Consider the following 25,692-nt stretch of genomic DNA (forward strand, 5'->3'; position numbering starts at 1 on the left):
CGAGCCACTGCCGGGTGAGGGTGCCGGGGGGGGGGGGGCGGCGCGAGTGGTGGCTTCTCCGCTCGCGGGCCCTCTCGTCGCGGGACTAGCGTGCAGGCATGAGCATGACGGGGGAGCGGCGTCGCACGGTGTGGCGGTGGGCCGTGATCGTGTGGGCGCTGGTCGTGGTGGTCGCCGGCGGGCTGACCCTCTGGGCGCAGGAGGCGACGGAGCCGCGGGGACCGCACGTCTGGCAGCGGACGGACCCCGACGAACCGCCGGACCTGCCGCCCTGCCCCACGCCCGCGGGCGATGTCGCGGTGGCGTGCGCGTACGCGGAGTACGCGGAGCGCGACTAGACCCGCGCCCGGCCCGTCTCCGGGTCACGGGTCGTCAGACAGTACGTCCCGCCCGCCGGGTCGCGCATCACCGTCCAGCCGGAGAATCCGGCCACGAACGCGGCCCCGAGCGCCTCGTGCCACGCCCGGGTCACCTCGACGTCCGCGCAGGCGAGGTCGAGGTGGGCGGAGACGGGGCGTTCCTCGCCGAGGCGATGCAGGAGCAGACGGACCGGCAGTCCGGGCGGCGGCTGGACCACGTGGAATTCCGGGAGGGCGCCCGGATGTGACCGCCAGCCGGTCAGCAGCCCGCTCCAGAAGGCGACTTCGGTGGAGTACACCGACGGCGGCACGTCCACGCACACCTGGTCGAGCCGGCTGCCCCGCACCACACCCGGCCGGGACGACTGCCCCCGCCAAGGGTCCGCGCAGAACAACTGCCCGCCGGGCGAGCGCAGCACCACGAGGGAGCCGAGGTCCTGCAGCACGCGCGCCCCGAGCCGCACCGCCGCGTCGGCGAACTCCCGTACGTCGTCCACACAGAAGTCGAGGTGGGCTCCGCCCGGACCCGCCCCGACCGCCTGGGCCTTCACGCACGCGTCGGCGCCCTCCGGCAGCAGGGTGACGAACTCCCGGTGCTCGCCGCGCCGTTCGGAGAGCCGGGTGGCGGTGACCGCCGTCCAGAACTCGCAGGCGACGCCGAAGACGGCGCGCGGCCGGTCGGCGAAGGCGTACGTCCAGCGGATGCTCATGCCGTTGATCGTAGAGGGCGCGCGCCACGGCCACCTGCGTGAACCTTGACCGGCCCCTGCCCGCCGTTCCCCGCCCCCCGGCCCGGGCTTGTTTGCATGCAGGGATGGACCACATCACGTTCCTCGTGGCCGTCGTCATCGTCACGGCGCTCGTCTTCGACTTCACCAACGGTTTCCACGACACGGCGAACGCGATGGCCACGTCCATCGCCACCGGCGCGCTCACCCCCCGTACGGCGGTCCTGATCAGCGGTGTCCTCAACGTCGTCGGTGCCTTCCTGTCCACCGAGGTCGCCAGGACGATCTCGGGCGGGATCGTGGACGACACCCTCGTCACCCCGGGGATGATCTTCGCGGGGCTCGTCGGGGCGATCCTGTGGAACCTGCTGACCTGGCTCCTCGGACTGCCGTCCAGCTCCTCGCACGCCCTGTTCGGCGGGTTGATCGGGGCCGTGGTGGTGGGGGCGGGCAGTGACGGGGTCGACGTCGGCAAGGTCGTCGAGAAGGTGCTGATCCCGGCGGTGGCCTCGCCGGTCGTGGCGGGGGTCGCCGCGCTGCTCGCCACCTGGCTCGCCTACCGGCTCACCGACCGCGCCCGCGAGGAGACCGTGACGAAGGGCTTCCGGATCGGCCAGATCGCCTCCGCCTCACTCGTCTCCCTCGCGCACGGCACCAACGACGCGCAGAAGACCATGGGCGTCATCACCCTCACCCTGATCTCGGCCGGTGCGCTCGGCCACGACGCCGGCCCGCCCCTGTGGGTGGTCACCTCCGCCGGCCTCGCGATCGGCCTGGGCACCTACCTCGGCGGCTGGCGGATCATCCGCACCATGGGCAAGGGCCTCACCGAGATCCGCTCGCCGCAGGGGTTCGCCGCCGAGACCGCCTCCACGACCGTCATCCTGACCTCCGCCCACCTCGGCTTCGCCCTGTCCACCACCCAGGTCGCCTCGGGCAGCATCCTCGGCGCCGGGCTGGGCCGCAGGCTCGCGGAGGTCCGCTGGGGCGTCGCGGGCCGGATGGCGGTCGCCTGGGTGATCACCCTGCCCGCCGCCGCGCTGGTCGGAGGCCTGGCCGCCGCGGCCGTCCGGCACGGCGGCGACCTCGGCACGGCCGCGGTCGCCCTGGCCGGCGCCGCCCTCGCCGCGGGCATGGTGGTGCTCTCGCGCCGCAACCCGGTGCACGCGCGGAACGTCAACGACACGCACGAGGTCAGCCTCCGCGCCGAGTCGCCGGCCAAGGTCGGCACGGCCGCCTGAACGACCGCGAGCCGGACGCGTACCCGGCGATGTCCCGGCCGCACCGAGCACGGACGACGAAGGGGCCCGGCCGGATCGGCGGCCGGGCCCCTTCGCCGTGCATGGCGATCAGGCCTTCTTGGTCTCCCAGAAGATCTTGTCGATCTGGGCGATGTAGTCCAGCGCCTTCTGGCCGGTGGCCGGGTCGGTCGACGCCTTGGCGGCCGAGAGGGCCTTCAGGGTGTCGTTGACCAACTGGTGCAGCTCCGGGTACTTCTCGAAGTGCGGGGGCTTGAAGTAGTCGCTCCAGAGCACCGAGACGTGGTGCTTGGCGAGCTCGGCACGCTGCTCCTTGATGACGGTGGCGCGGGCCTGGAAGTGCGGGTCGTCGTTTCCGGCCATCTTCTCCTGGACGGCCTTGACCGACTCCGCCTCGATGCGGGCCTGGGCGGGGTCGTAGACACCGCAGGGAAGGTCGCAGTGCGCGCTGACCTTGACCTTGGGTGCAAACAGGCGGGAAAGCATGGAGCATTCCTTCCTCGTGATCGTCTTCTCACAGGGGACATTACTCCGTGCGGGAGGGGTTTTCGCGAGTGCCCCCTAGGGCTTAGGACAAAAGTCCGGGGTGAGACTGAGACTGGTGGAGGAAAGAACCGGGGAGGTGCCGGGTGATGCCGGAGCTGTCGCAGGAGTCCGAGCGGGGGAGGCCGGCCGCGCCCTTCGGGGTGGCCGAGGTGACCGGGCCGTCCATGGTGCCCACGCTGTACCACGGGGACCGGCTCCTGGTGCACTACGGCGCCCGGATCAGGCCCGGTGACGTCGTCGTGCTGCGGCATCCCTTCCAGCAGGACCTGCTCGTGGTGAAGCGGGCCGCCCAGCGGCGCGAGAACGGCTGGTGGGTGCTCGGCGACAACGCCTACGCCGGCGGCGACAGCACCGACTACGGCGTCGTCCCCGACGACCTGGTGCTGGGCCGGGTCCGGTTCCGCTACCGGCCGCTCAGGCCCGGCCGGCGCTCCCCGTGGGCGCTGCTCGGCTGGGTGCTGTCGGCCGCCAGGCCCGTCTTCGGCAGGTCCGGCCGGGCCGCCTCCAGGCGTTTGCGGGCCCGGTAGGCCGCCACGTTGGCGCGGGTCGCGCAGCGGTCGGAGCAGTAGCGCCGGGAGCGGTTGGTCGAGGTGTCCAGGTAGGCGTTGCGGCAGGGTGCGGCCTCGCACAGGCCGAGGCGGTCCACGCCGTACTCGGTGAGGTGGAAGGCCAGGCCCATCGCGGCGATGGCCGCGTAGCCGGCGGTCGCGTTGGACGGGTGGTCCGCCAGGTGCATGTGCCACAGGGGGCGGCCGTCGTCGTCGCGGAAGTCGTGCCCGGAGATCTGCGGGCTCACCGGGAACTCCAGCAGCAGTGAGTTCAGCAGGTCCACGGCGAGCTGCTCGTCGCCGCCGTCCGCCGCCTCGAAGACCGCGCGCAGCCGGGCCCGGACCGAGCGGAAGCGGGTCACGTCCGCGTCCGTGGCGCGCCGCGCCGCCGACTGCTGGCCGCCGAACAGATCACGGACGGCCTCGACCGACGTCAGATTGTCCTTGCCCCGGGCCGGTTCCTCGGTGTTGACGAGGCGCACGGCGTAGTCCGAGTAATAGGCCAGTTCCACTTGTAGTCCTTACGGAGGGGCTTTATGGTCGTGAGTGCGCACTGGTAACAGCTGATGGTGCATCCAGGGTATTACGAGGGAGGGGCTCGATGACGGACGCGGAGACCACCACGGACACCACCGACTGGCAGGCCTGGCAGGCGAGCTGGGACCGGCAGCAGGAGTGGTACATGCCCGACCGCGAGGAGCGGTTCCGGATCATGCTCGACATGGTGGAGGCCGTCGTGGGCACCGCTCCGCGCGTCCTCGACCTCGCCTGCGGCACGGGCAGCATCACCGCCCGGCTGCTCGCCCGTTTCCCGGACGCCACCAGCACGGGCGTCGACCTGGACCCGGCGCTCCTCGCCATCGCCGAGGGCACCTTCGCCGGCGACGACCGGGTCACCCTGGTCACCGCCGACCTCAAGGACCCCGACTGGCCGGAGCGCCTGCCGCACGGCGCGTACGACGCCGTCCTGACCGCGACGGCCCTGCACTGGCTGCACCGGGAACCTCTCGCGGAGCTCTACGGGCGCGTCGCCGGACTCGTCCGTGACGGCGGGGTCTTCATGAACGCGGACCACATGATCGACGAGACGACGCCCCGGATCAACGCCGCCGAGCGCGCACAGCGCCACGCCCGTATGGAACAGGCCAGGGCATCCGGCGTCCTCGGCTGGACCGAGTGGTGGCAGCTCGCCGCGAAGGACCCGATCCTCGCCGCACCCACCGCCCGGCGTTACGAGATCTACGGCGACCACGCCGAGGGTGACACGCCGTCGGTGGCCTGGCACGCGCGCGTGCTGCGCGAGAAGGGGTTCGGCGAGGCCAGGCCGGTGTGGTGCTCCCCCTCGGACACGCTGCTGCTCGCCATGAAGTAGGCGCGCGACGGACGGCGAAGGGGGCGGCACGGAGATCCCGTACCGCCCCCTCGATGTGCGTACCGTCAGAGCACCTTGGACAGGAACGACTTCGTCCGCTCGTGCTGCGGGTTGGTCAGCACCTCGCGCGGGTGACCGGATTCGACCACCACCCCGCCGTCCATGAAGACCAGGCTGTCGCCCACCTCGCGGGCGAAGCCCATCTCGTGGGTGACGACGACCATCGTCATGCCGGACTCGGCCAGGTCGCGCATGACGTCCAGGACGTCACCGACCAGCTCCGGGTCGAGCGCCGAGGTCGGCTCGTCGAACAGCATCAGCTTCGGGTCCATCGCGAGCGCCCGGGCGATGGCGACGCGCTGCTGCTGGCCGCCGGAGAGCTGCGAGGGGTAGTTGCCCGCCTTGTCGGCCAGGCCCACCCGGTCCAGCAGCTCCAGGGCGCGCAGCCGCGCCTGGCTCTTGTTCTCGCCCTTGACCTGGACCGGCGCCTCCATGACGTTCTCCACGGCCGTCATGTGCGGGAACAGGTTGAAGCGCTGGAAGACCATGCCGATGTCCCGGCGCTTGCGGGCGACCTCGCTGTCCTTCAGCTCGTAGAGCTTGTCGCCCTTCTGGCGGTAGCCGACCAGCTCGCCGTCGACGTAGAGGCGGCCGGCGTTGATCTTCTCCAGGTGGTTGATGCACCGGAGGAACGTCGACTTGCCGGAACCGGACGGTCCGATGAGGCAGAACACCTCGCCGGACTTCACCTCCAGGTCGATGCCCTTGAGGACCTCGACGGGGCCGAAGGACTTGTGGACGCCCTCGGCCTTCACCATGGCGGTCATGCCTTGCCTCCCGTCGGCTTCGAGCGGCTGGACAGGGACAGCACGTTCGCCTTGATCTTCTGGAACGGCGTGGCCGGGAGCGACCGGCTCGAACCACGCGCGTAGTACCGCTCCAGGTAGTACTGGCCGATGCTGAAGACCGAGGTCAGCAGCAGGTACCAGGCCGCCGCCAGGAACAGCATCTCGGCGGGGGCGCCGGAGGTCTGGCCGATGTCCTGGGCGGCGCGGAGCAGCTCGGGGTACTGGACGACCGAGACCAGCGAGGTCGTCTTCAGCATGTTGATGACCTCGTTGCCCGTCGGCGGCACGATCACGCGCATCGCCTGCGGGATCACGATCCGGCGCAGCGTCTTGGAGTGGCTCATGCCGAGCGCGTGCGACGCCTCGGTCTGGCCCTCGTCGACCGAGAGCAGACCGGCACGGCAGATCTCCGCCATGTACGCGGCCTCGTTCAGGCCGAGGCCCAGCAGCGCCGTCAGGAACGGGGTCATGAAGTCCGACCACTCGTCCTTGTAGAACGGCCCGAGGTTGATGTACTCGAAGACCAGGCCCAGGTTGAACCAGACGATCAGCTGGACCAGGACCGGGGTGCCGCGGAAGAACCAGATGTAGAACCAGGCGATCGACGAGGTCACCGGGTTCTTCGACAGGCGCATCACGGCGAGCAGGACGCCGCCGACGATGCCGATCGCCATGGACAGCACGGTCAGCAGGAGCGTCTTGCCCACGCCGTCGACGATGCGGTCGTCGAAGAAGTAGTCCGGGATCGCGTCCCAGTTGATCTTGCCCTGGGCGAACGCGTAGACGACGCCGCCCAGCAGGGCGAGGGCGACGACGGCCGAGATGTACCGCCCGTAGTGCCGGACCGGGATGGCCTTGATGGCCTCCGGCCCGGCCGGGGGCGTGTCCGCCGCCGTCTTGTCGATGTCAACAGTCACGGGTGTTGCCTTTCAGTGCCGCTGCGTCGCGGTCACTTGCCGCCGTTGATCGTGGCCTTGTCGACGGAGCCGTCCGTGACGCCCCACTTCTTCATGATCTTCTCGTACTCGCCGTTCTCGATGATGGCGTCGAGAGCGGCCTTGAGGGCGTCGCGCAGCTGCGTCTGGTCCTTGGCCACCGCGATGCCGTACGGAGCGGCCTCGACCTGCTCGCCGACCAGCTGGAAGTCCTTGCCGCCGCCGGAGGTCTTCACGGCGTACGCGGCGACCGGGAAGTCGGACGAGCCGGCGTCGGCGCCGCCCGCGCGCAGGCGGGTCTGGGCCTGCTGGTCGTTGTCGAAGGGCTCGATGGCGATCTTCTTGCCCTTCGGGCACTTCTTCGACTCGGCCTTGGCGAGGTCCTCGGAGACCGTGCCGCGCTGCAGCACGATTTTCTTGCCGCACAGGTCGGACCAGGTCTTGATGCCCTGGTCGTCGCCCTTCTTGGTGTAGATCGACACACCGGCGGTGAAGTAGTCCACGAAGTCGACGCCCTCGCCGACCTTCTTGCCGGTGTCGGAGTCGATGCCCTCCTGGCGGTCCTTGGTGTCGGTCATCGCGGACATGGCGATGTCGTACCGCTTGGAGCGCAGACCGGTGATCAGCGTGTCGAAGGTGCCGTTCTCGAACTGGAAGTCGACCCCGAGCTGCTTGCCCATGGCGGCGGCGAGGTCGGGGTCGATGCCGACCACCTTGCCCGAGCTGTCCTTGAACTCGACCGGGGCGTAGGCGATGTCCGAACCGACCTTGATGACGCCCTTGTCGCGGATCGCCTTCGGCAGCTTGTCGGCCAGCGGGGCGGAGGCCGTGGCGGTCTCGCTGTCCGAGCCGTTGTCCTTGGTCTGGTCACCGCATCCGGTGAGCATCAGCGCGCCTGCGACCGCGATCGCACCGACCGCTGCTAGCCGGGAGCGGGCGGCGGTCGTACGACGGGTGGAGCTTGCGGTCATGGTGGGTTCCTCCGGCGGATGGGTGGAGTTGCCGATGGGGCGGAGCACTGCCGATGGGTTCGGCAGCACCCGTGGCCTGCCGACGGGGTCGACAGCGCCGTGGGTCGACGAGAACACACGTCTTCGAGTGTCGCGACCTCGTGTGATTACGGCATCTTGCCATTCGGACTGCGCCATTCTGGGGGCCAGCCATGTCAAAATCGGATAACGGGCGACCCCCGAACCGCACCAGTCCGGTACATCACGGCCGGACCTTCTGCGGGAATGCGTCCTTCCGGCCGGAAGATCTTCGGCATATCCCGGGATTTCGACACGGGCGCCGTGGGCTTCGCCGCCGCTTGAGCGGTTCTCGATGGTTTGTCCAGGCCTTGTCCCGATATTGGACGAAGAGTCAGGGCACCGGCATGTGACCTTGGCGTTATGGACTCGTCCTCGGTGCCTTCCGTCCGGTAAGAAAGGTCTTTACACCCCTCATCCGGGGCTCAGGGCGCGTGTGCGGCGCGCCCGTCGCGTACGCGCCCGTACGTATCACGTACCAGCACGACCACGGCCCGTACGCGGTCCCGCCCACCCCTCACCAGGAGTGGCAACCCTCAAACCAATGAAGATTTAAGGGGTAAAACGAAGTGGCAGCGGAGATCGTCAATCCTCGCAGCGAGAGCAAGACCGGTGATACGGGCAACGAGGGCGGTGCGGAGCCCCTCGACTCCTTCGACCCGGCGTTCGCGCTGCACCGCGGCGGCAAGATGGCCGTGCAGGCCACGGTGCCGGTCCGTGACAAGGACGACCTGTCCCTGGCGTACACGCCCGGGGTCGCGAAGGTGTGCAGCGCGATCGCGGAGCAGCCGGAGCTGGTGCACGACTACACGTGGAAGTCGTCGGTCGTCGCCGTCGTGACGGACGGTACGGCCGTGCTGGGGCTCGGTGACATCGGGCCCGAGGCCTCCCTCCCGGTCATGGAGGGCAAGGCCATCCTGTTCAAGCAGTTCGGCGGTGTGGACGCGGTCCCGATCGCGCTGAACTGCACCGACGTCGACGAGATCGTCGAGACGGTGGTGCGGCTGGCGCCGTCGTTCGGCGGGGTCAACCTGGAGGACATCTCGGCGCCGCGGTGCTTCGAGATCGAGCGGAAGCTGCAGGAGCGGCTGGACATCCCGGTCTTCCACGACGACCAGCACGGCACGGCCGTCGTGACGCTGGCCGCCCTGCGCAACGCCGCGCGGCTGAGCGGGCGGGCCGTGGGCGACCTGCGGGCCGTCATCTCCGGCGCCGGCGCGGCGGGCGTGGCCATCGCGAAGATGCTGGTCGAGGCCGGTATCGGGGATGTCGCCGTGGCCGACCGCAAGGGTGTCGTGTCGGCCGGCCGGGACGACCTCACGCCGGTGAAGCGGGAGCTGGCCGGGTTCACGAACAAGGCCGGGATCACCGGTTCGCTGGAGGCGGCGCTGGCCGGGGCCGACGTGTTCATCGGGGTGTCCGGCGGGACCGTGCCGGAGGACGCGGTCGCGTCGATGGCCGACGGGGCGTTCGTCTTCGCCATGGCGAACCCGAACCCCGAGGTGCATCCCGAGGTCGCGCACAAGTACGCGGCGGTGGTCGCCACCGGGCGGTCGGACTTCCCGAACCAGATCAACAACGTGCTGGCGTTCCCGGGGATCTTCGCGGGGGCGCTGCAGGTGCGGGCCTCCCGGATCACCGAGGGGATGAAGCTGGCCGCCGCGGAGGCGCTGGCCGCCGTGGTCGGGGACGATCTCGCCGCCGACTACGTCATTCCGTCGCCGTTCGACGAGCGGGTGGCGCCGGCGGTGACGGCGGCGGTCGCGGCGGCGGCGCGGGCCGAGGGCGTCGCGCGTCGCTGAGGCCGACGCCGCCGAGTGAGTGGTGAGGTGACCCCGTCCGGACTGGGCGGGGTCATTTCTTTGCCGGGGGATCGGCTGTTCGGGTGGTGTGGGGGTGCGCGGGTGGGGGTGCGCGTCTCTACGCCTGACGGTGGGTGGGGGGTGGGTCGGGGCCGTACCGGGGGGTGTCCGTCCTCGGAACGGCGCGATGGGGTTGCGTGCCGGCTGACTGTCCGTTGACGCGCCAACCGCTGCGGGCGGACACCCCCCGGCACGGCCCCTTGCGCCGTCCGGCGGGTGCGGGGCCCTGCAGTGGCGGCACGGTCCTGGCAAGAGGGTGTGTCTCACACGGGCCGGTGGTTCCACTCCCTCGGTCCCGGAACCTATCGTCAAGGTCATGTTCGCTGTCTACGCCGCCCGAATCGACCGCGACCAGCCGCTGTCCGGCCTGGAGTTGGGGGAGCGCCCGGCTCCCGAGGCCCGTCCCGGCTGGAGCACCGTCACGGTCAAGGCCGCCTCCCTCAACCACCACGACCTCTGGTCCCTGCGCGGCGTAGGCCTCGCGGAGGACAAGCTGCCGATGATCCTCGGCTGTGACGCCGCCGGCGTCGACGAGGACGGCAACGAGGTCGTCCTGCACTCCGTCATCGGACAGAGCGGGCACGGGGTCGGCCCCGAGGAGCCCCGTTCCATCCTCACCGAGCGCTACCAGGGCACCTTCGCCGAGCAGGTGTCCGTGCCGACCTGGAACGTCCTGCCCAAGCCCAAGGAGCTCTCCTTCGAGGAGGCCGCCTGTCTGCCGACGGCGTGGCTGACCGCGTACCGGATGCTGTTCACGAACGCGGGTGTCCGGCCCGGCGACTCCGTGCTGGTGCAGGGCGCCGGTGGCGGTGTCGCCACGGCCGCCATCGTGCTGGGCAAGGCGGCCGGGCTGCGGGTCTTCGCCACCAGCCGGGACGAGGCCAAGCGCAAGCGGGCCGTGGAGCTGGGGGCCGTCGAGGCGCTGGAGGCCGGGGCGCGCCTGCCGCAGCGGGTGGACGCCGTGATCGAGACCGTGGGGGCCGCGACCTGGTCGCATTCCGTGAAGTCGCTGAGGCCCGGCGGCACCCTGGTGATCTCCGGTGCCACCAGTGGCGACCGCCCCTCGCACGCCGAGCTGACCCGCATCTTCTTCCTGGAGCTGAAGGTCGTCGGCTCCACGATGGGGACCAAGGACGAGCTGGAGGACCTGCTGGCGTTCTGTGCGGCCACCGGCGTGCGGCCCGTCATCGACGAGGTGCTGCCCATGGACCGTGCGCGGGAGGGCTTCGAACGGCTCGCCTCCGGCGAACAGTTCGGGAAGGTCGTGCTGACCAACCCCTGAGCACGTGCCGCGCTCGCGCGCGAACGGCCGGTCCGGGAAACGGGCCGGCCGTTTCGCTTGTCAACTGGGGTTGACGGGAGCGGGGTGTCAACCTATGTTGACACCATGACCGAAGCAACCGATCTGGCCGAACGTGCCGGTGACCGTGATCCACGGGTGGGCCTGCGGGCCGTCGCCGCACTGCGCCGGCTGCTGGAGCAGCTGGAAGCCGTGCAGGTGCGCAACGCCCGCAACCAGGGCTGGTCGTGGCAGGAGATCGCCACCGAACTCGGTGTGAGCAGGCAGGCCGTGCACAAGAAGTACGGGAGGCATTGATGTTCGAGCGGTTCACGAAGGACGCCCGGGACGTGGTGAAGAGCGCGTTCGCCCACGTCGACGGGGGCGGGCAGTGTGTGGAGGCCGAACATCTGCTGCTGGCCCTGCTCGACCGGGAGGGCAGCCGGGGGTCTTTCGCACTGGCCGCTCTGGGACTCGGGCCCGAGGGGCGGGAGCCGGTGCGCGAGGCCCTGAGCGTGGCGCGGAGGCGGGCCGGGCTGTCCCGGGCCGAGAGCGACGCCCTCGCCGGGCTGGGGATCGACGTGGCGGAGATCGTCGCCCGGGTGGAGGAGGTGCACGGCGTCGGGGCGATGTCCGGGGACCACAAGGACACCCGGTGGTGGTCCGGGCGCCCCTCCTTCGGACGCGCGGCCAAGGACGTGCTGGAGAGGTCGCTGAAGGTGGCCCTCGCCCAGCGGGACCGGCACATCGGCGACGAGCACCTGCTGCTGGCCCTGACCATGCGCCCCGGCGTGCCGGCCGAGGTCCTGGCCGACCACGGGGTGACGTACGCGTCGCTGGTGCGCGTGCTGTACGGGGGCGGCGGTGAGGCCAAGGCCGGCTGAACGCGGCCGCCTACTTCTTCGGCGTGCGCAGGAGCGCTCCTATGTGGGCCGCGGCCGTCGACAGGTGGCGGCGGGCGTCGCGCAGTTGGTCGGGGGTGACGCCGTGGTCGCGGGCCGCGTCCCGGATGTCGTCCCGGAAGCGGTCGAGGAGGCGGTCCAGGTCTCGGGCGGGGTCGCCGGTGGACTCCGTGGTGTCCTCGTGGGCCCAGGCCGGTTCGTAGGAGGCGGGGAAGTCCTCGGTGGGCCGTGATCCCTCCGCCGGCGCGGCCGGCTTGCCGGTGGGGGTGCCGGACCAGTCGAATCCGAAGTCCTTGCCGTAGTCCTTGCCGAACTCGCCGACCTCCTTGACCAGTTCGCTCAGGCCCTCGCGCAGGCCCGTCGGCCAGTCGCCGCGGGTGAAGTGGTCCTGCACCTGCTCCTGGACGCGGCGGGCGATGCGCTGCACCTGCTCCTGCGCCTGGGCGCGGGCCTGCTCCTGGGCCTCCTTCGCCTGGCGGCGGGCGCGCTGGGCGTCCTCGCGGGCGCGGCGGCTCTCGTCCTTGGCGCGGCGGGCCTGCTCCTTCCACTCCTGCCGGGCGCGCCGCATCTCCTCCTTGGCGATGCGCCAGGCGTCCTTGTCGCCGTACTGCGCGAAGTCCCCGAAGGGGGCGCCCTCGGTGCCGCCGGTCCGGCTGCCGTTGTCCCGGCGGGCCTCGGTCGCGGCGGCACGCATCTCGCGGCGCAGGTCGCCCGCGGCTCCGCGCACGTCCGCCTGGATCTCGGCGGCCAGTTCGGCGACGGACTCCCGGATCTCCAGCTCCAGGTCGGCCAGCTCGCCGCTGCGGTCGGCCAGTTCGGCGCGGCCCGCGTCCGTGATCGAGTAGACCTTGCGGCCGCCCTCGGTGGTGTGGGTGACCAGGCCCTCGGCCTCCAGCTTGGCCAGGCGGGGGTAGACCGTGCCCGCCGACGGTGCGTACAGCCCCTGGAAGCGCTCCTCCAGGAGGCGGATCACCTCGTAGCCGTGGCGAGGGGCCTCGTCCAGCAGCTTCAGCAGGTAGAGGCGGAGGCGGCCGTGAGCGAAGACGGGGGGCATGTCAGAGCACCTTCTTGTCGGTCGTGCCGTCGGCCGGGGCGGTGGTGGCACCGTCGCCCGGGCCGGAGACGGAATTGTCGCCCGAGTCGCCCCGGGGCCGGTCCGCCGGGGGCGCCGAAGGGCTGTCGGTGCCGGGATGCGCGTCCCGTGGTGCGGGGTCGTCGTCCTCCCTCGCCGGCCGGCGCAGCAGGGCGATCGAACCGGAGACCGTCGTGGCCCGCAGGGTGCCGCGACCCGTGCCGAGACGGCCGGTGATCTTGTGGGCGCCCCACTGACCGTGCACGCGGAGGTCGTCGAAGGCGTTGGAGACGGCGCCGCTGGCCGTGTTGGCCTCGACCTCGGCGTCCGCCCGGTGCGGCAGCCGGATCGCGATCTCGCCGGAGACGCTGGTCAGCCTCACGTCCGTGGGGCCGTCCGGGGCGAGGTCGACGATCATGGAGCCGCTGACCGAGTCGGCCCGGACCGAGCGGCCGGAGCCCTCGACCACGGTGAGGTCGCCGGAGACCGAGTTGAAGCGCAGGTCGCCGGTGACGTCCTGGGCTTCCAGGCTGCCGGAGACCGTGTCGGCGCGGACCGGGCCGGTCAGGCCCACGAGGGTGGTGTCACCGGTGACGCCCTTGACCACCGTCCGGCCCCGGATGCCGGAGACGACGGCCGCCGCGCCGACGACTCCCACCTCCACGCGCGTGCCGGCCGGGACGGCGAGGGAGACCACCGCGCTGCGGCGCCAGCCCTTGCGGTCCAGCCAGGACAGGAAGCCCTTCCAGGGCAGGTCCTCGTAGGCCACCGTCAGGGTGTCGCCCCTCCGGGTCACCACCAGGGGCGGGCCCTCGATCTCGGAGACCTCCAGCCGCGCGGAATCTTCGTCCGTGCCCACCACGTTCACCGTGCCGTTGACCAGGCGTACGTGGAGATCGCTCACGGGTTCGTCGAAGGTGAGCTTGGTCGGTTCCGTGACGGACCACTCGGGCATCGTGAGACCTCCTCGGACGCGACGCGCCATATCGCGTCTCTGAATTCACGATATATCGTGGCCGGGGAAAGTCAAGGCACCCGTTCTGCGGATGACGGGATGGATATAAGTGCTCACATGCGGCTGATCCGCCCTAGCGTGTGAGCATGCCGACGGAAGCTGCCCCCACCGGCCCCGCGCCCGGGGCGCTGCTGTTGTGCCGGGCGGTGCCCGGGGCCGTCGCGCCCGTCGCCCCGCTGCTGCGCGAGCCCATGCGGCTGACCCGCGCGGGCGACGACTGGAGCGTCCTGGTCCCCGAGGGCCGGCCGTGGCGGGACGGCGCCGAGCCCGTGGACCGGGTGGTCACCGGCTGGGCCGCGGCCCTCGCCGTGGGCGCGCCCTGGCCCGTCCTCGCGCTGTGGTGGGACGCCGACCACGCGGGCTTCACCCTCGCCCACGGCTTCCGCCGCCCGGTCGGGTTCGTCTGGCTGGCGAACGGCGTCCCGGCGGGGGAGGCGGAGGCGATGCGCACCTTCGCCATACGGGTGGGGCTCGACCCCGTCCTGGATCTGCAGGCGCTGGAGCACCTCACGGAGCCCGACGCGGCGGCCGACGCCGGGGCCCGGCTCCGCGGCCTGCTGGCGGTGCTCACGCGCCTGGGTGTGGTGATGCCGCCCGGACTCGCCCCGGGCACGTCCGCGGACCGTCTGGGAGAAGCCGCCGCCCTGCTTCCGGACAGCCTGACCGTCGAGTGGCCGGGCCTGCGCGAGGCGGTCGTGGAGAGCGGCGCCGTCGAACACAGCCGCCTCGGCCCCTGGCTGCCCCCGGCGGGTGGCCCGAGAGCCCGTGCCCTGGCCCTCGCGCAGGTGGCGGCGGGGGTACCGCTGCTGGCCTGGGGCCTGCGGCGGCACGGCGGTGGCTGGGGCTGGGCCACGGCCGGTGCGCTGCTGCTGGCGCACGGCGCGCTGGGTCTGGCCTACGACCTCACGCATCCGCGCGATTGACGCCCGTGCGGCGGGCCGGGCGTCGCGTGCGGGGTCGGCGGGGGCGCGGGGTGGGCGGGGGCGCGGGCCGTCGGCAGGCGCCCCGACCGCGCGACCGCGCCCGTGGTCTCGCTGGTCCGCGCGACCGGCCTTCGGGGGGCGGGTGTCGCCTGGGACGGTCCTGGGTGCGGTGGGGTGGCGCCCCGGCCCTGTCCGCGTCCTCACCGCTCCACGCGACCGACCACCGACCGGTCACCGGTCTGTGGTCCGGGCCCGAGCGGGCGCGGGATGCTACTCGTCGTCCTCGTCGTCCAGCCGCGCCAGCCACGTCGCCAGGCGCTCCACCGGCACCTCGAAGTCGGGGTTGAGATCCACGAACGTGCGCAGCTGCTCGGCGAGCCACTCGAAGGTGACCTCCTCCTCGCCGCGCCGCTTCTCCAGTTCCTCGATGCCACGGTCCGTGAAGTACATGGGACAAGGATATGCGGCCGGGCCGCACCCCCTGGTGGGGATGCGGCCCGGTGACGTGCGACGGGACGAGGACTACGCCTCGAACACCTCACGCACCAACTGCTCCTGCTCGGCCTGGTGCCGCTTCGCGGAACCCACCGCCGGGGACGAGCTGTGCGGACGCGAGATGCGGCGCAGGCGCTCGCCGTGCGGGACGTCGGCGCCGACGGCCAGGTCCAGGTGGTCGATCAGGTTGAGCGCGATGAACGGCCAGGCACCCTGGTTCGCCGGCTCCTCCTGGGCCCACAGGTACTTCTCGGCGTTCGGGTACTTCTTGATCTCCGCCTGGAGCTCGGCACCCGGCAGCGGGTACAGCCGCTCGATGCGGATGATCGCCGTGTCCGTCACGCCGCGCTTCTGCCGCTCGGCGTCCAGGTCGTAGTAGACCTTGCCGGCGCAGAAGACGACCTTCTTCACCGCGGCCGGGTCGACCGACGTGTCGCCGATGACCGGCCGGAACTGCCCGGTCGTGAACTCCTCCGCCTTCGCCGCCGCCGCCTTCAGGCGCAGCATCGACTTCGGCGTGAAGACCACCAGCGGCTTGTGGTGCGGGTTGTGCACCTGCCACCGCAGGAGGTGGAAGTAGTTCGCCGGCGACGTCGGCATGGCGACCGTCATGTTGTTCTGGGCGCACATCTGGAGGAAGCGCTCCGGGCGGGCCGAGGAGTGGTCCGGGCCCTGGCCCTCGTAGCCGTGCGGCAGGAGCAGCACGACGCCGGAGGTCTGCGCCCACTTCTGCTCGGCCGACGAGATGAACTCGTCCACGACCGTCTGGGCGCCGTTGACGAAGTCGCCGAACTGCGCCTCCCACATCACGAGCGCCTCGGGGCGGGCCAGCGAGTAGCCGTACTCGAAGCCCATCGCCGCGTACTCGGACAGCAGGGAGTTGTAGACGTTCAGCCGCGCCTGGTCCTCGGAGAGGTACTGCAGCGGCGTGTACTCCTCGCCCGTGCTGCGGTCGATGATGACCGCGTGGCGCTGGCCGAACGTGCCGCGCTGCGAGTCCTGGCCCGCCAGGCGGACCGGGACGCCCTCCAGCAGCAGGGAGCCGATCGCGAGGGTCTCGCCCATGCCCCAGTCGATGGTGCCGTCCTCGACCATCGACGCCCGGCGCTGCAGCTGCGGCAGCAGACGCGGGTGGACGGTGACGTGGTCGGGGATGTTGACCTGGGACTCGGCGATCCGCTTGACGACCTCCGTGGTCACCGCGGTGTTCACGGCGACCGGGAACTCGGCCTGCGGGTCGGACGTCTCCACGATGTTCGGCTGCGAGGTGGCCTCGCGGACCTCCGTGAAGACCTTCTCCAGCTGGCCCTGGTAGTCCTGCAGCGCCTGCTCGGCCTCTTCCAGGGTGATGTCGCCGCGACCGATGAGGGACTCGGTGTACAGCTTGCGCACCGAGCGCTTCTTGTCGATCAGGTCGTACATCAGCGGCTGGGTGAAGGCCGGGTTGTCCGACTCGTTGTGACCGCGGCGGCGGTAGCAGATGAGGTCGATCACCACGTCCTTGTTGAACGCCTGGCGGAACTCGAAGGCGAGCCGCGCGACGCGGACCACGGCCTCCGGGTCGTCGCCGTTCACGTGGAAGATCGGGGCCTCGATCATGCGGGCCACGTCCGTCGCGTACATGGAGGAGCGCGAGGACTCGGGGGCCGCGGTGAAGCCGACCTGGTTGTTGATGACGATGTGGACCGTGCCGCCGGTGCGGTAGCCGCGCAGCTGCGACATGTTCAGGGTCTCGGCCACCACGCCCTGGCCCGCGAAGGCCGCGTCGCCGTGGATCGCCACCGGCAGGACCGTGAAGTCCGTGCCGCCCTTGCCGATGATGTCCTGCTTGGCGCGGGAGACGCCCTCAAGGACGGGGTCGACGGCTTCGAGGTGCGAGGGGTTCGCGACCAGGGAGACCTTGATCTGCTCGCCGTCGAGGCCGGTGAAGGTGCCCTCGGCGCCCAGGTGGTACTTCACGTCGCCGGAGCCGTGCATCGACTTCGGGTCGAGGTTGCCCTCGAACTCGCGGAAGATCTGCGCGTACGACTTGCCGACGATGTTCGCCAGGACGTTCAGGCGGCCGCGGTGGGCCATGCCGATGACGACCTCGTCCAGGCGGGACTCGGCGGCCGAGTCCAGCACGGCGTCCAGCAGCGGGATGACGGACTCGCCGCCCTCCAGGGAGAAGCGCTTCTGGCCGACGTACTTGGTCTGCAGGAACGTCTCGAACGCCTCGGCCGCGTTCAGCCGGCGCAGGATGCGCAGCTGCTCCTCGCGCTCCGGCTTGGAGTGCGGGCGCTCCACGCGGTCCTGGATCCACTTGCGCTGCTTGGGGTCCTGGATGTGCATGAACTCGATGCCGGTGGTGCGGCAGTACGAGTCGCGCAGGACGCCGAGGATGTCGCGCAGCTTCATCATCGACTTGCCGGCGAAGCCGCCGACGGCGAACTCGCGCTCCAGGTCCCAGAGCGTGAGGCCGTGCTCGGTGATGTCCAGGTCGGGGTGCTTGCGCTGCTGGTACTCCAGCGGGTCGGTGTCGGCCATGACGTGGCCGCGGACCCGGTAGGAGTGGATCAGCTCGAAGACGCGGGCGGCCTTGGTGACGTCGTCGTCGTGGCTGGCGTCGATGTCCTTGAGCCAGCGGACCGGCTCGTAGGGGATGCGCAGGGCCTCGAAGATGTCGTCGTAGAAGCCGTTCTCGCCGAGCAGCAGGTTGGCGACCTGGCGGAGGAACTCGCCGGAGGCGGCGCCCTGGATCACCCGGTGGTCGTAGGTCGACGTGAGCGTCATGACCTTCGAGATGCCGAGCTTGTTCAGGGTGTCCTGGGAGGTGCCCTGGAACTCCGCGGGGTAGTCCATGGAGCCGACGCCCATGATCACGGACTGGCCGGGCATCAGACGCGGTACCGAGTGGACCGTGCCCAGGCCGCCGGGGTTGGTCAGGGAGACCGTGACGCCGGTGAAGTCGTCCATCGTCAGCTTGCCGTCGCGGGCGCGGCGGACGATGTCCTCGTAGGCCTGCCAGAACTCGAAGAAGTTCAGCGTCTCGGCCTTCTTGATCGCCGCGACGACGAGCTGGCGGTCGCCGTTGGGCTTGACCAGGTCGATGGCGAGACCGAGGTTGACGTGCTCCGGCTTGACCAGGGTCGGCTTGCCGTCCACCTTCGCGAACGAGTAGTTCATCGCCGGCATGGCCTTGATCGCCTGGACCATGGCGTAACCGATGAGGTGCGTGAAGGAGATCTTCCCGCCGCGCGCCCGCTTGAGGTGGTTGTTGATGACGATGCGGTTGTCGAAGAGCAGCTTCACCGGGACCGCGCGCACGGACGTGGCCGTGGGCAGCTCCAGGGAGGCGTCCATGTTCTTCGCGACCGCGGCCGCCGGGCCGCGCAGCACGACCTGCTCGGGGCCGGCAGGGGCCTCGGCGGCGGGCTCGGCCTTCTTCGCCGGGGTGGCCGGCTTGGCGGCGGCCGGCTGAGCGGGCGCCGGGGCGGCCTTCGCGGGGGCCGGGGCGGCCTTCGCGGGAGCGGCGGCCTGGGCCGGGGCCTGCGCGGCGGGCTTCGCCTGGGCCGGAGCCGGAGCCGGAGCCGGGGCCTGCGCCGGAGCCTGCGCGGCGGCGGGCTTCTCGGCGGCGGGCTTCTCGGCCGCCGGGGCGGAGGCCTGGGCCGGAGCGGCCGCGGCGGCGGGCTGAGCACTGGTGGTCCCCGCGGCCCCCGTGGCCGCGGTACCCGCCGGAGCCGGGGCGCCAGCGGCGCCCGGCTTGTAGTCGGCGAAGAAGTCCCACCAGGCTCGGTCTACCGAATTCGGGTCCTGGAGGTACTGCTGATAGATCTCGTCGACGAGCCACTCGTTGGCACCGAACGACGCGGCGGGGTTCTTGCCCGCTTGGTCGGTGTCGGTCGAGATGCTCGAGTTACTGGGGGACTGTGGCGACACGGCGGCAACCGCCCTCTTCCGCTTCACAAGATGATGGACAGCGGGAATCAAGGCTACGCCTCCCCGGGCGGGAAGGTCAGGCCGGGCCCGTTCAACGTCGCGCAAGTCACATCTTGGAGTGTGTTTCGGCGCTTGAAATGGCGGGAAACAAGCGTGGTTCCGCTTAAGAAGGGAAGGGTTGAGCGGGGCCTGACACGCCAGTGGCGCGGGCCTGTGCCTGATCACACGTGTCCGTCAGCGCGGACGCTGGTGGATCTTGTGGCTCCGCTTCGAACTTTACGTCAACTTGGCACAGATGGAAGTCCCGGAAGAGTGACAAGAATCCGGCAACCCCGCTCGGATTCGGCCACTCCGATCCGTCCGCCGTGCAGATCCACCGCCCAGCGGGCGATCGCCAGGCCGAGACCCGTGCCGCCGTCGCTGCCCGGCCCCTGGGGCCGCTTGGCGCTGCCGCGGTTGAACCGCTCGAAGACGCGGTGCCACTCGGACTTCGGAATGCCGGGGCCCTCGTCCAGGACCTCCAGCTCCAGTGACTCCGGCAGCGCGCCGCGCCGCGCCTTGACCGTCACCCGGCCGTGCGGCGGACTGTGCTTGACCGCGTTGTCGATGAGATTGGCCACCACCTGGTGGATGCGCTCCGGGTCGGCGTGCGCGGTCAACTCCGGTGGGTGCACGTCGAGGTGCAGGTGCACGTCCGTGCGGGTGTGACTGCCCGAACCGGTGGCGATGCCCGCGCGCACGGAGGCGACCATGTTGGCCTCCTTCAGCACGCCCGACAGGTACGGCCACACCTCGAACCGCCGCTTCCTCAGCGGGACGACGCCGTTGTCCAGGCGGGACAGGTCCAGCAGCGTCTCCACCAGCCGGCCGAGCCGCTCGGTCTGCTTCAGCGCCGTGCGCATCGTCTCCGGGTCGGCCTGGGTGACGCCGTCGACGATGTTCTCCAGCACCGCGCGCAGCCCGGCGATGGGCGTGCGCAGCTCGTGCGAGACGTTCGCCACCAGCTCCTTGCGCTGGCGGTCCTGGGCCTCCAGCTCGTCGGCCATGGCGTTGATGGTCACGGCCAGGTCGCCCAGCTCGTCACGGCGGTTCTCCCGCGTGCGGCGGGTGTAGTCGCCCTGCGAGATGGAGCGCGCCACGGCCGTCATCTCGTCCAGCGGCGCGGTGAGCGAATGGGCCACGAACTGCGTGATGAGCAGGGTGGCGATCATCGAGAAGACCGTGATGAAGCGCAGCTCCGTCTTCGTGTGCACCGCGATCACCGACAGGCCTGTCGTGATCAGCACCGAGATGACGACCAGCGCGCCCAGCTTGGTCTTGATCGAGAACGGGCTCACCTTCCCCCAGGGCTCCGGCTCCCCGGGGCTTCTCCGTGCAGCCGGCCCGCCGCTCATGGCGTCGGGGTCTCCAGGGCGTAGCCGACACCGTGCACGGTGCGGATCCGCTCGGCGCCGATCTTGCGGCGCAGCGCCTTGATGTGGCTGTCGACCGTGCGCGTGCCGGAGGCGTCCGCCCAGTCCCAGACCTCGGCGAGCAGCTGTTCGCGCGAGAGGACCGCGCGCGGGGTGTTGGCCAGGCACACCAGCAGGTCGAACTCGGTGGGCGTGAGGTGCACGTCCTCGCTGCGCACCCGGACGCGGCGCTGCGCGTGGTCGATCTCCAGTTCGCCCAGGCGCAGGATGCCGCTGCGCGGCGTCGCGGCGGCCAGCGCCGCCCGCTCCACGCGGCGCAGCAGCACGTGCACGCGCGCCGCCAGCTCCCGCATCGAGAACGGCTTGGTCATGTAGTCGTCCGCGCCGACGCCGAGACCGACCAGCATGTCGGTCTCGTCGTCGCGCGCGGTGAGCATCAGCACCGGCACCGGGCGGGCGGCCTGCACCCGGCGGCAGACCTCCAGACCGTCGAAGCCCGGCAGCATGATGTCGAGGATCAGCAGGTCGGGCTGCCACGCCTCGGCGGTGTCGACGGCGGCCGGACCGTCGCCCGCGGTTTGCACGAGGAATCCCTCGGCTCGCAGACGGGTCGCGATGGCGTCGACGATCGTGGCGTCGTCCTCGACCACGAGAACCCGGCGCTGTGCGCCCGGGGTGGCCGTCGCCGAACCGTTGTGGGAGGTCTGTGTCTGCTCCATCGCCCGCCCCTGGGGTGTGCTGTCCGGAATCAGTGGGGTGATTCCTTCTGACTGGCTATGCGTGCGCATCGTTGCGATTGACGCTTGAATGATCGGCGTCAGAGGAGCAGCGTACGGGCAGGCAGCACGCCTTTGCTATCCAGGGCGGATGCCGAGGTGCACGACGTCGGGAACGCCCCGGGCAACCGGGATCTCTTCGGTACGCACGTGTTGGAACCCGGCATTCCGCAAGGTTCCCTCGAATTCCGGAGACGGCTGTGCGGACCAGACGGCGAGGACCCCTCCGGGTCTCAACACCCGTGCGCAGCCCGCCAGTCCGGCTTCGCCGTAGAGATGCGCGTTGTCCTCAGTCACGGTCCAGTCGGGGCCGTTGTCGATGTCGAGGCACAGGGCGTCGTACGTGTCCGATGTCTCATTGACGTATGCGACGAGATCCGCTTCGACGATGTCCGTGCGGGGGTCGGCGAGGGCCCCGGCGGAGATCGCGGAGAGCGGGCCGTCGCGATGCCATTCGACGATCGCGGGCTCGCGTTCCACCACCGCGATCCGCCCCCAGCGCGGGTCCGCGGCGGCGTGTGCGAGGGAGAAGCCGACGCCGAGTCCGCCGATCAGCACGTCGGGGCGCTCCCGGCCCGGCAGGGCCTCCAGGGCGGCGTCGACGAGCCGCCGTTCCGAGCGGCCGTCGGAGGTGTCCATCAGGAAACAGCCGTTGGCGATGATCTCCAGCCGGTCGCCGTGCCGCCGCAGCACGACCTCGCCGTGCGGGCCCTCGCGCCGGTCCGGGACGTCAGGCGTGTCGTATGAGGTGGGCATCGGTTCATCCTGGCAGGTCCCGGTCGGCGTGGGCACGGGATTACCGGGGGAGGCCGCGGGGAGCGACGAGGCCGCCGTGTGCCGGCTGACTCGTGGCGCCCGTCACACAGCGGGGCGGGAGGCGGGCGAAGGCCGCACCCGACGGAAGGAACGCCCCCGTGAAACGCACCGCGCCGCCCCGCGAGACCTGGCCCTCGGCATCGCGACCCGGCCGCCGGTCCGGCACGCGACCCGGGCGGTGCCGGCCGGGGGCTGAAGCGCGCGGGCAGCCGGAGCGCCGCCGTGCTCGTGGGAGGCCGCCGGAGGACCGTACGCGCGCGGGGCTGCCGGGTGGTTCGAGTCCGCGCCCCGGTCTCGCGTGGTGGCCGCGGGCCGTTCACGCCCCCGCGAGGGCCGGCCGGTCGTGTCTGGCGCTGGTCAGCACGGCCGTGACCTCCCAGCCCAGCGTCTCGTAGAGGGCGCGCCCCGCGGGCGTGCCGGCCAGGACGCCGGTCCGCGCTCCCCGCCGGGCGGCGGCGCACTGCAGCGTCCGCATGACGAGGCCGCCCAGTCCCTTGCGGCGGTGTTCCGGGGCCGTCTCGATCCGGTCGGCGACGGCGGTGCCGCCGATCGTGGTGATCTGGCCGCGCGCCGCCAGGGAGCCGTCGGGGGCGGCCACCATCAGGTGGGTCACCGCGCCCCGCGGCCACGTGCGCAGCCGGTAGCCGTCGGGGACGTCCGGAGCGCCGTGCGCCGCCAGCGGGACCGTCATGAGGTAGCCGGGCTCGGGGTCGATCCACCAGCCGTCGTCCAGCCAGCCGGCGACCACCGCCGGGTCCCGGAAGGCCTTCAGCCACACGCCGTCCCCGGTGACCGCGCCGGCCACCTTGCGCACGGTCGTCTCGTCGAGGCCGTCGCCCGTCGCGCCGAACACGTGTCGTGTGACGTGCCCGTACAGCCCCACGTCGATCGTCCAGCCCCACGGCTCGGGCAGGGGCGGAGCCGCCCCGCGCGACACGACCCACCCGTCCACCCACGCCCGCACGGTCCTGTCCACGCCCGCTCCTGTAGTCAGATGTAATCGGTGAAAGGTCATCGTGTCCATTACCCGCGCCGACCTTACGCGCCGCTCCGTCGCCGGCGTCACCGGTGATCGCTCAGAGCGAACACCCCCCGGGGAACAACCGGCCGCCCTCAAGCATTGAGTCGGCATAGCTCAACTTGACTGCCGAAGGGGAGATCATGGCTTCGACGTCCACACCGCTCACCCTGCCCGTGCTGCCGCTCGACGACGAGGTCGTGCTGCCCGGGATGGTGGTCCCGCTGGACCTGAGCGACTCCGAGGTCCGTGCCGCGGTGGAGGCCGCCCAGGCCGCCGCTCGGACAACGCCCGGAAAGCCCCGGGTACTCCTGGTGCCACGCATCGACGGGACGTACGCGAACACCGGTGTCCTCGGCACCGTCGAGCAGGTCGGCCGGCTGGCCGACGGCGACCCGGGCGCCCTGATCCGCGGCCGGGGGCGGGTGAGGATCGGTGCGGGGACCACGGGCCCCGGCGCGGCCCTGTGGGTCGAGGGCACCGGCGTCGACGAGACCGTGCCGGAGCCGCTGCCCGGCCAGGTCGCCGAACTGGTCAAGGAGTACAAGGCCCTCGCCACCGCCTGGCTGCGCAAGCGCGGTGCCTGGCAGGTCGTCGACCGGGTCCAGGCCATCGACGACGTCTCGGCGCTGGCCGACAACTCCGGCTACTCGCCGTTCCTGACCACCGACCAGAAGGTCGAACTGCTGGAGACCACCGACCCGGTGGCCCGGCTCAAGCTCGCCACGCAGCAGCTGCGCGACCACCTGGCCGAGCAGGACGTGGCCGAGACCATCGCCAAGGACGTCCAGGAGGGCGTCGACAAGCAGCAGCGCGAGTTCCTGCTGCGGCGTCAGCTCGAAGCCGTCCGCAAGGAGCTGCGCGAGCTGAACGGCGAGCAGGAGGGCGAGGAGTCCGACGACTACCGCGCCCGGGTGGAGGCCGCCGACCTGCCCGAGAAGGTCCGCGAGGCCGCCCTGAAGGAGGTCGACAAGCTGGAGCGCTCCTCCGACCAGTCGCCCGAGGGCTCGTGGATCCGCACCTGGCTCGACACGGTCCTGGAGATGCCGTGGAACGAGCGCACCGAGGACGCCTACGACATCCAGGGCGCCAAGGCGGTCCTGGACGCCGAGCACGCCGGGCTGGAGGACGTCAAGGAGCGCATCACCGAGTACCTGGCGGTGCGCAAGCGGCGCAACGACCGGGGGCTGGGCGTCATCGGCGGGCGGCGCGGCGGTGCCGTGCTCGCGCTCGTCGGACCGCCCGGCGTCGGCAAGACCAGCCTCGGCGAGTCCGTCGCCCACGCGATGGGCCGCAAGTTCGTCCGCGTCGCCCTCGGCGGTGTCCGCGACGAGGCCGAGATCCGCGGCCACCGGCGCACCTACGTCGGCGCCCTGCCGGGCCGTGTCGTCCGGGCCATCAAGGAGGCCGGGTCGATGAACCCGGTCGTGCTCCTCGACGAGATCGACAAGGTCGGCTCGGACTTCCGGGGCGACCCGGCCGCCGCCCTGCTCGAAGTGCTCGACCCGGCGCAGAACCACACCTTCCGGGACCACTACCTGGAGGTCGAACTGGACCTGTCGGACGTGGTCTTCCTCGCCACCGCCAACGTCCTGGAGGCGATCCCCGAGGCCCTGGCCGACCGCATGGAGATCGTCCGCCTCGACGGCTACACCGAGGACGAGAAGGTCGTCATCGCCCGCGACCACCTGCTCCCGCGCCAGCTGGAGCGGGCCGGACTGGGCGCCGACGAGGTGACCATCGACGAGAGCGCCCTGCGCAAGCTCGCCGGCGAGTACACCCGCGAGGCGGGCGTGCGCACCCTGGAGCGGTCGATCGCCCGGCTGCTGCGCAAGGTCGCCGCCCAGCACGAACTGGGGGAGCGGGAGCTGCCGTTCACCGTCCGCGACGAGGACCTGCGCGACCTGATCGGCCGGCCGCACCACGTGCCCGAGTCCGCCCAGGACCCGGCCGAGCGCCGGACGTCCGTACCGGGCGTGGCCACCGGGCTCGCGGTGACCGGCGCGGGCGGTGACGTGCTCTTCGTCGAGGCGTCGCTGGCCGACCCGGAGACCGGCGCGGCCGGGCTGACCCTGACCGGTCAGCTGGGCGACGTGATGAAGGAGTCCGCGCAGATCGCGCTGAGCTTCCTGCGCTCCCACGGCGCCGAGCTCGAACTGCCGGTGGGCGACCTGAAGGACCGGGGGGTGCACATCCACTTCCCGGCGGGCGCGGTCCCCAAGGACGGTCCGAGCGCCGGCATCACGATGACCACGGCCCTCGCGTCCCTGCTGTCCGGGCGCCTGGTCCGCACGGACGTGGCCATGACCGGCGAGGTCTCGCTGACCGGGCGGGTCCTGCCGATCGGCGGTGTGAAGCAGAAGCTGCTCGCGGCGCACCGGGCGGGCGTCACCACCGTGATCATCCCCAAGCGCAACGAGCCCGATCTGGACGACGTCCCGGCGGAGGTGCTGGACAAGCTCGACGTCCACACCGTCACCGACGTCCGCCAGGTCCTGGAGCTGGCGCTCGCGCCCGCGACGAGCGGCGCGGCGCCGGAGGTTCCGGTCGCGGCGGTGGGGGCACCGCCCAGGCTTTAGGG

Annotated in this window: 23 protein-coding genes and 1 pseudogene; 10 read left to right on the forward strand and 14 right to left on the reverse strand. The window is 71.4% G+C overall.

Annotated features, from left to right (window positions below):
• Window positions 1-98 precede the first annotated feature (98 nt).
• Entirely contained in the window at window positions 99-338 is a 240-nt protein-coding gene (locus AC07DA_RS05275; RefSeq protein ID WP_479124790.1) for a hypothetical protein, read from the forward strand.
• On the opposite strand, the gene AC07DA_RS05280 is transcribed toward AC07DA_RS05275, so the two are convergent.
• Window positions 335-1,069, reverse strand: a complete 735-nt coding sequence (locus tag AC07DA_RS05280; RefSeq protein WP_479124792.1) for a VOC family protein — start codon at window positions 1,067-1,069, stop codon at window positions 335-337. The genes AC07DA_RS05275 and AC07DA_RS05280 overlap by 4 nt on opposite strands.
• 104 nt (window positions 1,070-1,173) lie before the next feature.
• On the opposite strand from AC07DA_RS05280, the gene AC07DA_RS05285 reads away from it, so the two are divergent.
• Window positions 1,174-2,328 (forward strand): inorganic phosphate transporter, encoded by a 1,155-nt coding sequence (locus AC07DA_RS05285; RefSeq protein WP_479124794.1) that lies wholly within the window; start codon window positions 1,174-1,176, stop codon window positions 2,326-2,328.
• A gap of 108 nt (window positions 2,329-2,436) precedes the next feature.
• Here the strand turns inward: AC07DA_RS05285 and sodN are convergent, their stop codons facing one another.
• On the reverse strand, window positions 2,437-2,832 hold the full coding sequence (gene sodN / locus AC07DA_RS05290; RefSeq protein ID WP_004983535.1) for a superoxide dismutase, Ni: 396 nt from the start codon (window positions 2,830-2,832) through the stop codon (window positions 2,437-2,439).
• 224 nt (window positions 2,833-3,056) lie between these two features.
• On the opposite strand from sodN, the pseudogene AC07DA_RS05295 reads away from it, so the two are divergent.
• Window positions 3,057-3,230, forward strand: a pseudogene (locus AC07DA_RS05295) (S24 family peptidase); the annotation flags it as partial.
• A 65-nt stretch (window positions 3,231-3,295) separates the two neighbouring features.
• Here AC07DA_RS05295 and AC07DA_RS05300 read toward each other — a convergent pair.
• A complete protein-coding gene (locus AC07DA_RS05300) occupies window positions 3,296-3,952 on the reverse strand; it encodes a CGNR zinc finger domain-containing protein (RefSeq protein ID WP_479124796.1) in 657 nt (218 codons plus the stop codon).
• 89 nt (window positions 3,953-4,041) lie between these two features.
• On the opposite strand from AC07DA_RS05300, the gene AC07DA_RS05305 reads away from it, so the two are divergent.
• Window positions 4,042-4,812 carry a class I SAM-dependent methyltransferase gene (locus AC07DA_RS05305; RefSeq protein ID WP_479124798.1) on the forward strand — a complete coding sequence of 257 codons (771 nt, stop codon included), beginning with the start codon at window positions 4,042-4,044 and terminating at the stop codon, window positions 4,810-4,812.
• Between the two features lie 65 nt (window positions 4,813-4,877).
• On the opposite strand, the gene AC07DA_RS05310 is transcribed toward AC07DA_RS05305, so the two are convergent.
• The 3 genes from AC07DA_RS05310 to AC07DA_RS05320 are packed head-to-tail and all read right to left on the reverse strand — an operon-like array spanning window position 4,878 to window position 7,566.
• Window positions 4,878-5,639, reverse strand: a complete 762-nt coding sequence (locus AC07DA_RS05310) for an amino acid ABC transporter ATP-binding protein (RefSeq protein ID WP_479124800.1) — start codon at window positions 5,637-5,639, stop codon at window positions 4,878-4,880.
• Window positions 5,636-6,577 carry an amino acid ABC transporter permease gene (locus AC07DA_RS05315; RefSeq protein WP_479124802.1) on the reverse strand — a complete coding sequence of 314 codons (942 nt, stop codon included), beginning with the start codon at window positions 6,575-6,577 and terminating at the stop codon, window positions 5,636-5,638. The genes AC07DA_RS05310 and AC07DA_RS05315 overlap by 4 nt, the downstream gene beginning before the upstream one ends.
• Before the next feature lie 32 nt (window positions 6,578-6,609).
• On the reverse strand, window positions 6,610-7,566 hold the full coding sequence (locus tag AC07DA_RS05320; protein ID WP_479124804.1) for an ABC transporter substrate-binding protein: 957 nt from the start codon (window positions 7,564-7,566) through the stop codon (window positions 6,610-6,612).
• Between the two features lie 626 nt (window positions 7,567-8,192).
• Between AC07DA_RS05320 and AC07DA_RS05325 the strand changes: the two genes are divergently transcribed.
• The 4 genes from AC07DA_RS05325 (at window position 8,193) to AC07DA_RS05340 (ending at window position 11,648) form a co-directional block, all read left to right on the forward strand.
• A complete protein-coding gene (locus AC07DA_RS05325) occupies window positions 8,193-9,425 on the forward strand; it encodes an NAD(P)-dependent malic enzyme (RefSeq protein ID WP_479124806.1) in 1,233 nt (410 codons plus the stop codon).
• Window positions 9,426-9,801: 376 nt separating this feature from the next.
• Window positions 9,802-10,767, forward strand: a complete 966-nt coding sequence (locus tag AC07DA_RS05330; RefSeq protein WP_479124808.1) for a zinc-binding dehydrogenase — start codon at window positions 9,802-9,804, stop codon at window positions 10,765-10,767.
• 105 nt (window positions 10,768-10,872) lie between these two features.
• Window positions 10,873-11,082, forward strand: coding sequence for an HTH domain-containing protein (locus AC07DA_RS05335; protein WP_003992902.1), 210 nt, complete (start codon window positions 10,873-10,875; stop codon window positions 11,080-11,082).
• Entirely contained in the window at window positions 11,082-11,648 is a 567-nt protein-coding gene (locus tag AC07DA_RS05340) for a Clp protease N-terminal domain-containing protein (protein ID WP_479124810.1), read from the forward strand. The genes AC07DA_RS05335 and AC07DA_RS05340 overlap by 1 nt, the downstream gene beginning before the upstream one ends.
• A gap of 10 nt (window positions 11,649-11,658) precedes the next feature.
• On the opposite strand, the gene AC07DA_RS05345 is transcribed toward AC07DA_RS05340, so the two are convergent.
• Window positions 11,659-12,720 (reverse strand): PadR family transcriptional regulator, encoded by a 1,062-nt coding sequence (locus AC07DA_RS05345; RefSeq protein ID WP_479124812.1) that lies wholly within the window; start codon window positions 12,718-12,720, stop codon window positions 11,659-11,661.
• 1 nt (window position 12,721) lies between these two features.
• The gene (locus AC07DA_RS05350) at window positions 12,722-13,693 is read right to left on the reverse strand and encodes a DUF4097 family beta strand repeat-containing protein (protein ID WP_479124814.1); all 972 of its coding nucleotides are present in this window, start codon (window positions 13,691-13,693) and stop codon (window positions 12,722-12,724) included.
• Between the two features lie 146 nt (window positions 13,694-13,839).
• Here AC07DA_RS05350 and AC07DA_RS05355 point away from each other — a divergent pair, with 146 nt between their 5' ends.
• Complete coding sequence (locus AC07DA_RS05355) at window positions 13,840-14,676, forward strand: hypothetical protein (RefSeq protein WP_479124816.1); 837 nt, start codon at window positions 13,840-13,842, stop codon at window positions 14,674-14,676.
• A 270-nt stretch (window positions 14,677-14,946) separates the two neighbouring features.
• Here AC07DA_RS05355 and AC07DA_RS05360 read toward each other — a convergent pair whose 3' ends face one another.
• The 6 genes from AC07DA_RS05360 to AC07DA_RS05385 form a co-directional block, all read right to left on the reverse strand.
• Window positions 14,947-15,126, reverse strand: a complete 180-nt coding sequence (locus AC07DA_RS05360; RefSeq protein WP_003992906.1) for a DUF6104 family protein — start codon at window positions 15,124-15,126, stop codon at window positions 14,947-14,949.
• Window positions 15,127-15,198: 72 nt separating this feature from the next.
• Window positions 15,199-19,089, reverse strand: coding sequence for a multifunctional oxoglutarate decarboxylase/oxoglutarate dehydrogenase thiamine pyrophosphate-binding subunit/dihydrolipoyllysine-residue succinyltransferase subunit (locus tag AC07DA_RS05365; protein ID WP_479124818.1), 3,891 nt, complete (start codon window positions 19,087-19,089; stop codon window positions 15,199-15,201).
• A 281-nt stretch (window positions 19,090-19,370) separates the two neighbouring features.
• Complete coding sequence (locus AC07DA_RS05370) at window positions 19,371-20,483, reverse strand: HAMP domain-containing sensor histidine kinase (RefSeq protein WP_479124820.1); 1,113 nt, start codon at window positions 20,481-20,483, stop codon at window positions 19,371-19,373.
• Window positions 20,480-21,220, reverse strand: a complete 741-nt coding sequence (locus AC07DA_RS05375; protein ID WP_309097915.1) for a response regulator transcription factor — start codon at window positions 21,218-21,220, stop codon at window positions 20,480-20,482. The genes AC07DA_RS05370 and AC07DA_RS05375 overlap by 4 nt, the downstream gene beginning before the upstream one ends.
• 135 nt (window positions 21,221-21,355) lie before the next feature.
• The gene (locus AC07DA_RS05380) at window positions 21,356-22,033 is read right to left on the reverse strand and encodes a spermidine synthase family protein (protein WP_479124822.1); all 678 of its coding nucleotides are present in this window, start codon (window positions 22,031-22,033) and stop codon (window positions 21,356-21,358) included.
• Window positions 22,034-22,409: 376 nt separating this feature from the next.
• A complete protein-coding gene (locus tag AC07DA_RS05385) occupies window positions 22,410-23,069 on the reverse strand; it encodes a GNAT family N-acetyltransferase (RefSeq protein WP_479124824.1) in 660 nt (219 codons plus the stop codon).
• A 185-nt stretch (window positions 23,070-23,254) separates the two neighbouring features.
• Here AC07DA_RS05385 and lon point away from each other — a divergent pair, with 185 nt between their 5' ends.
• Window positions 23,255-25,690, forward strand: a complete 2,436-nt coding sequence (gene lon, locus AC07DA_RS05390; RefSeq protein WP_479124826.1) for an endopeptidase La — start codon at window positions 23,255-23,257, stop codon at window positions 25,688-25,690.
• Window positions 25,691-25,692 lie beyond the last annotated feature (2 nt).

It is taken from the genome of Streptomyces sp. NPDC044921, assembly GCF_056432865.1.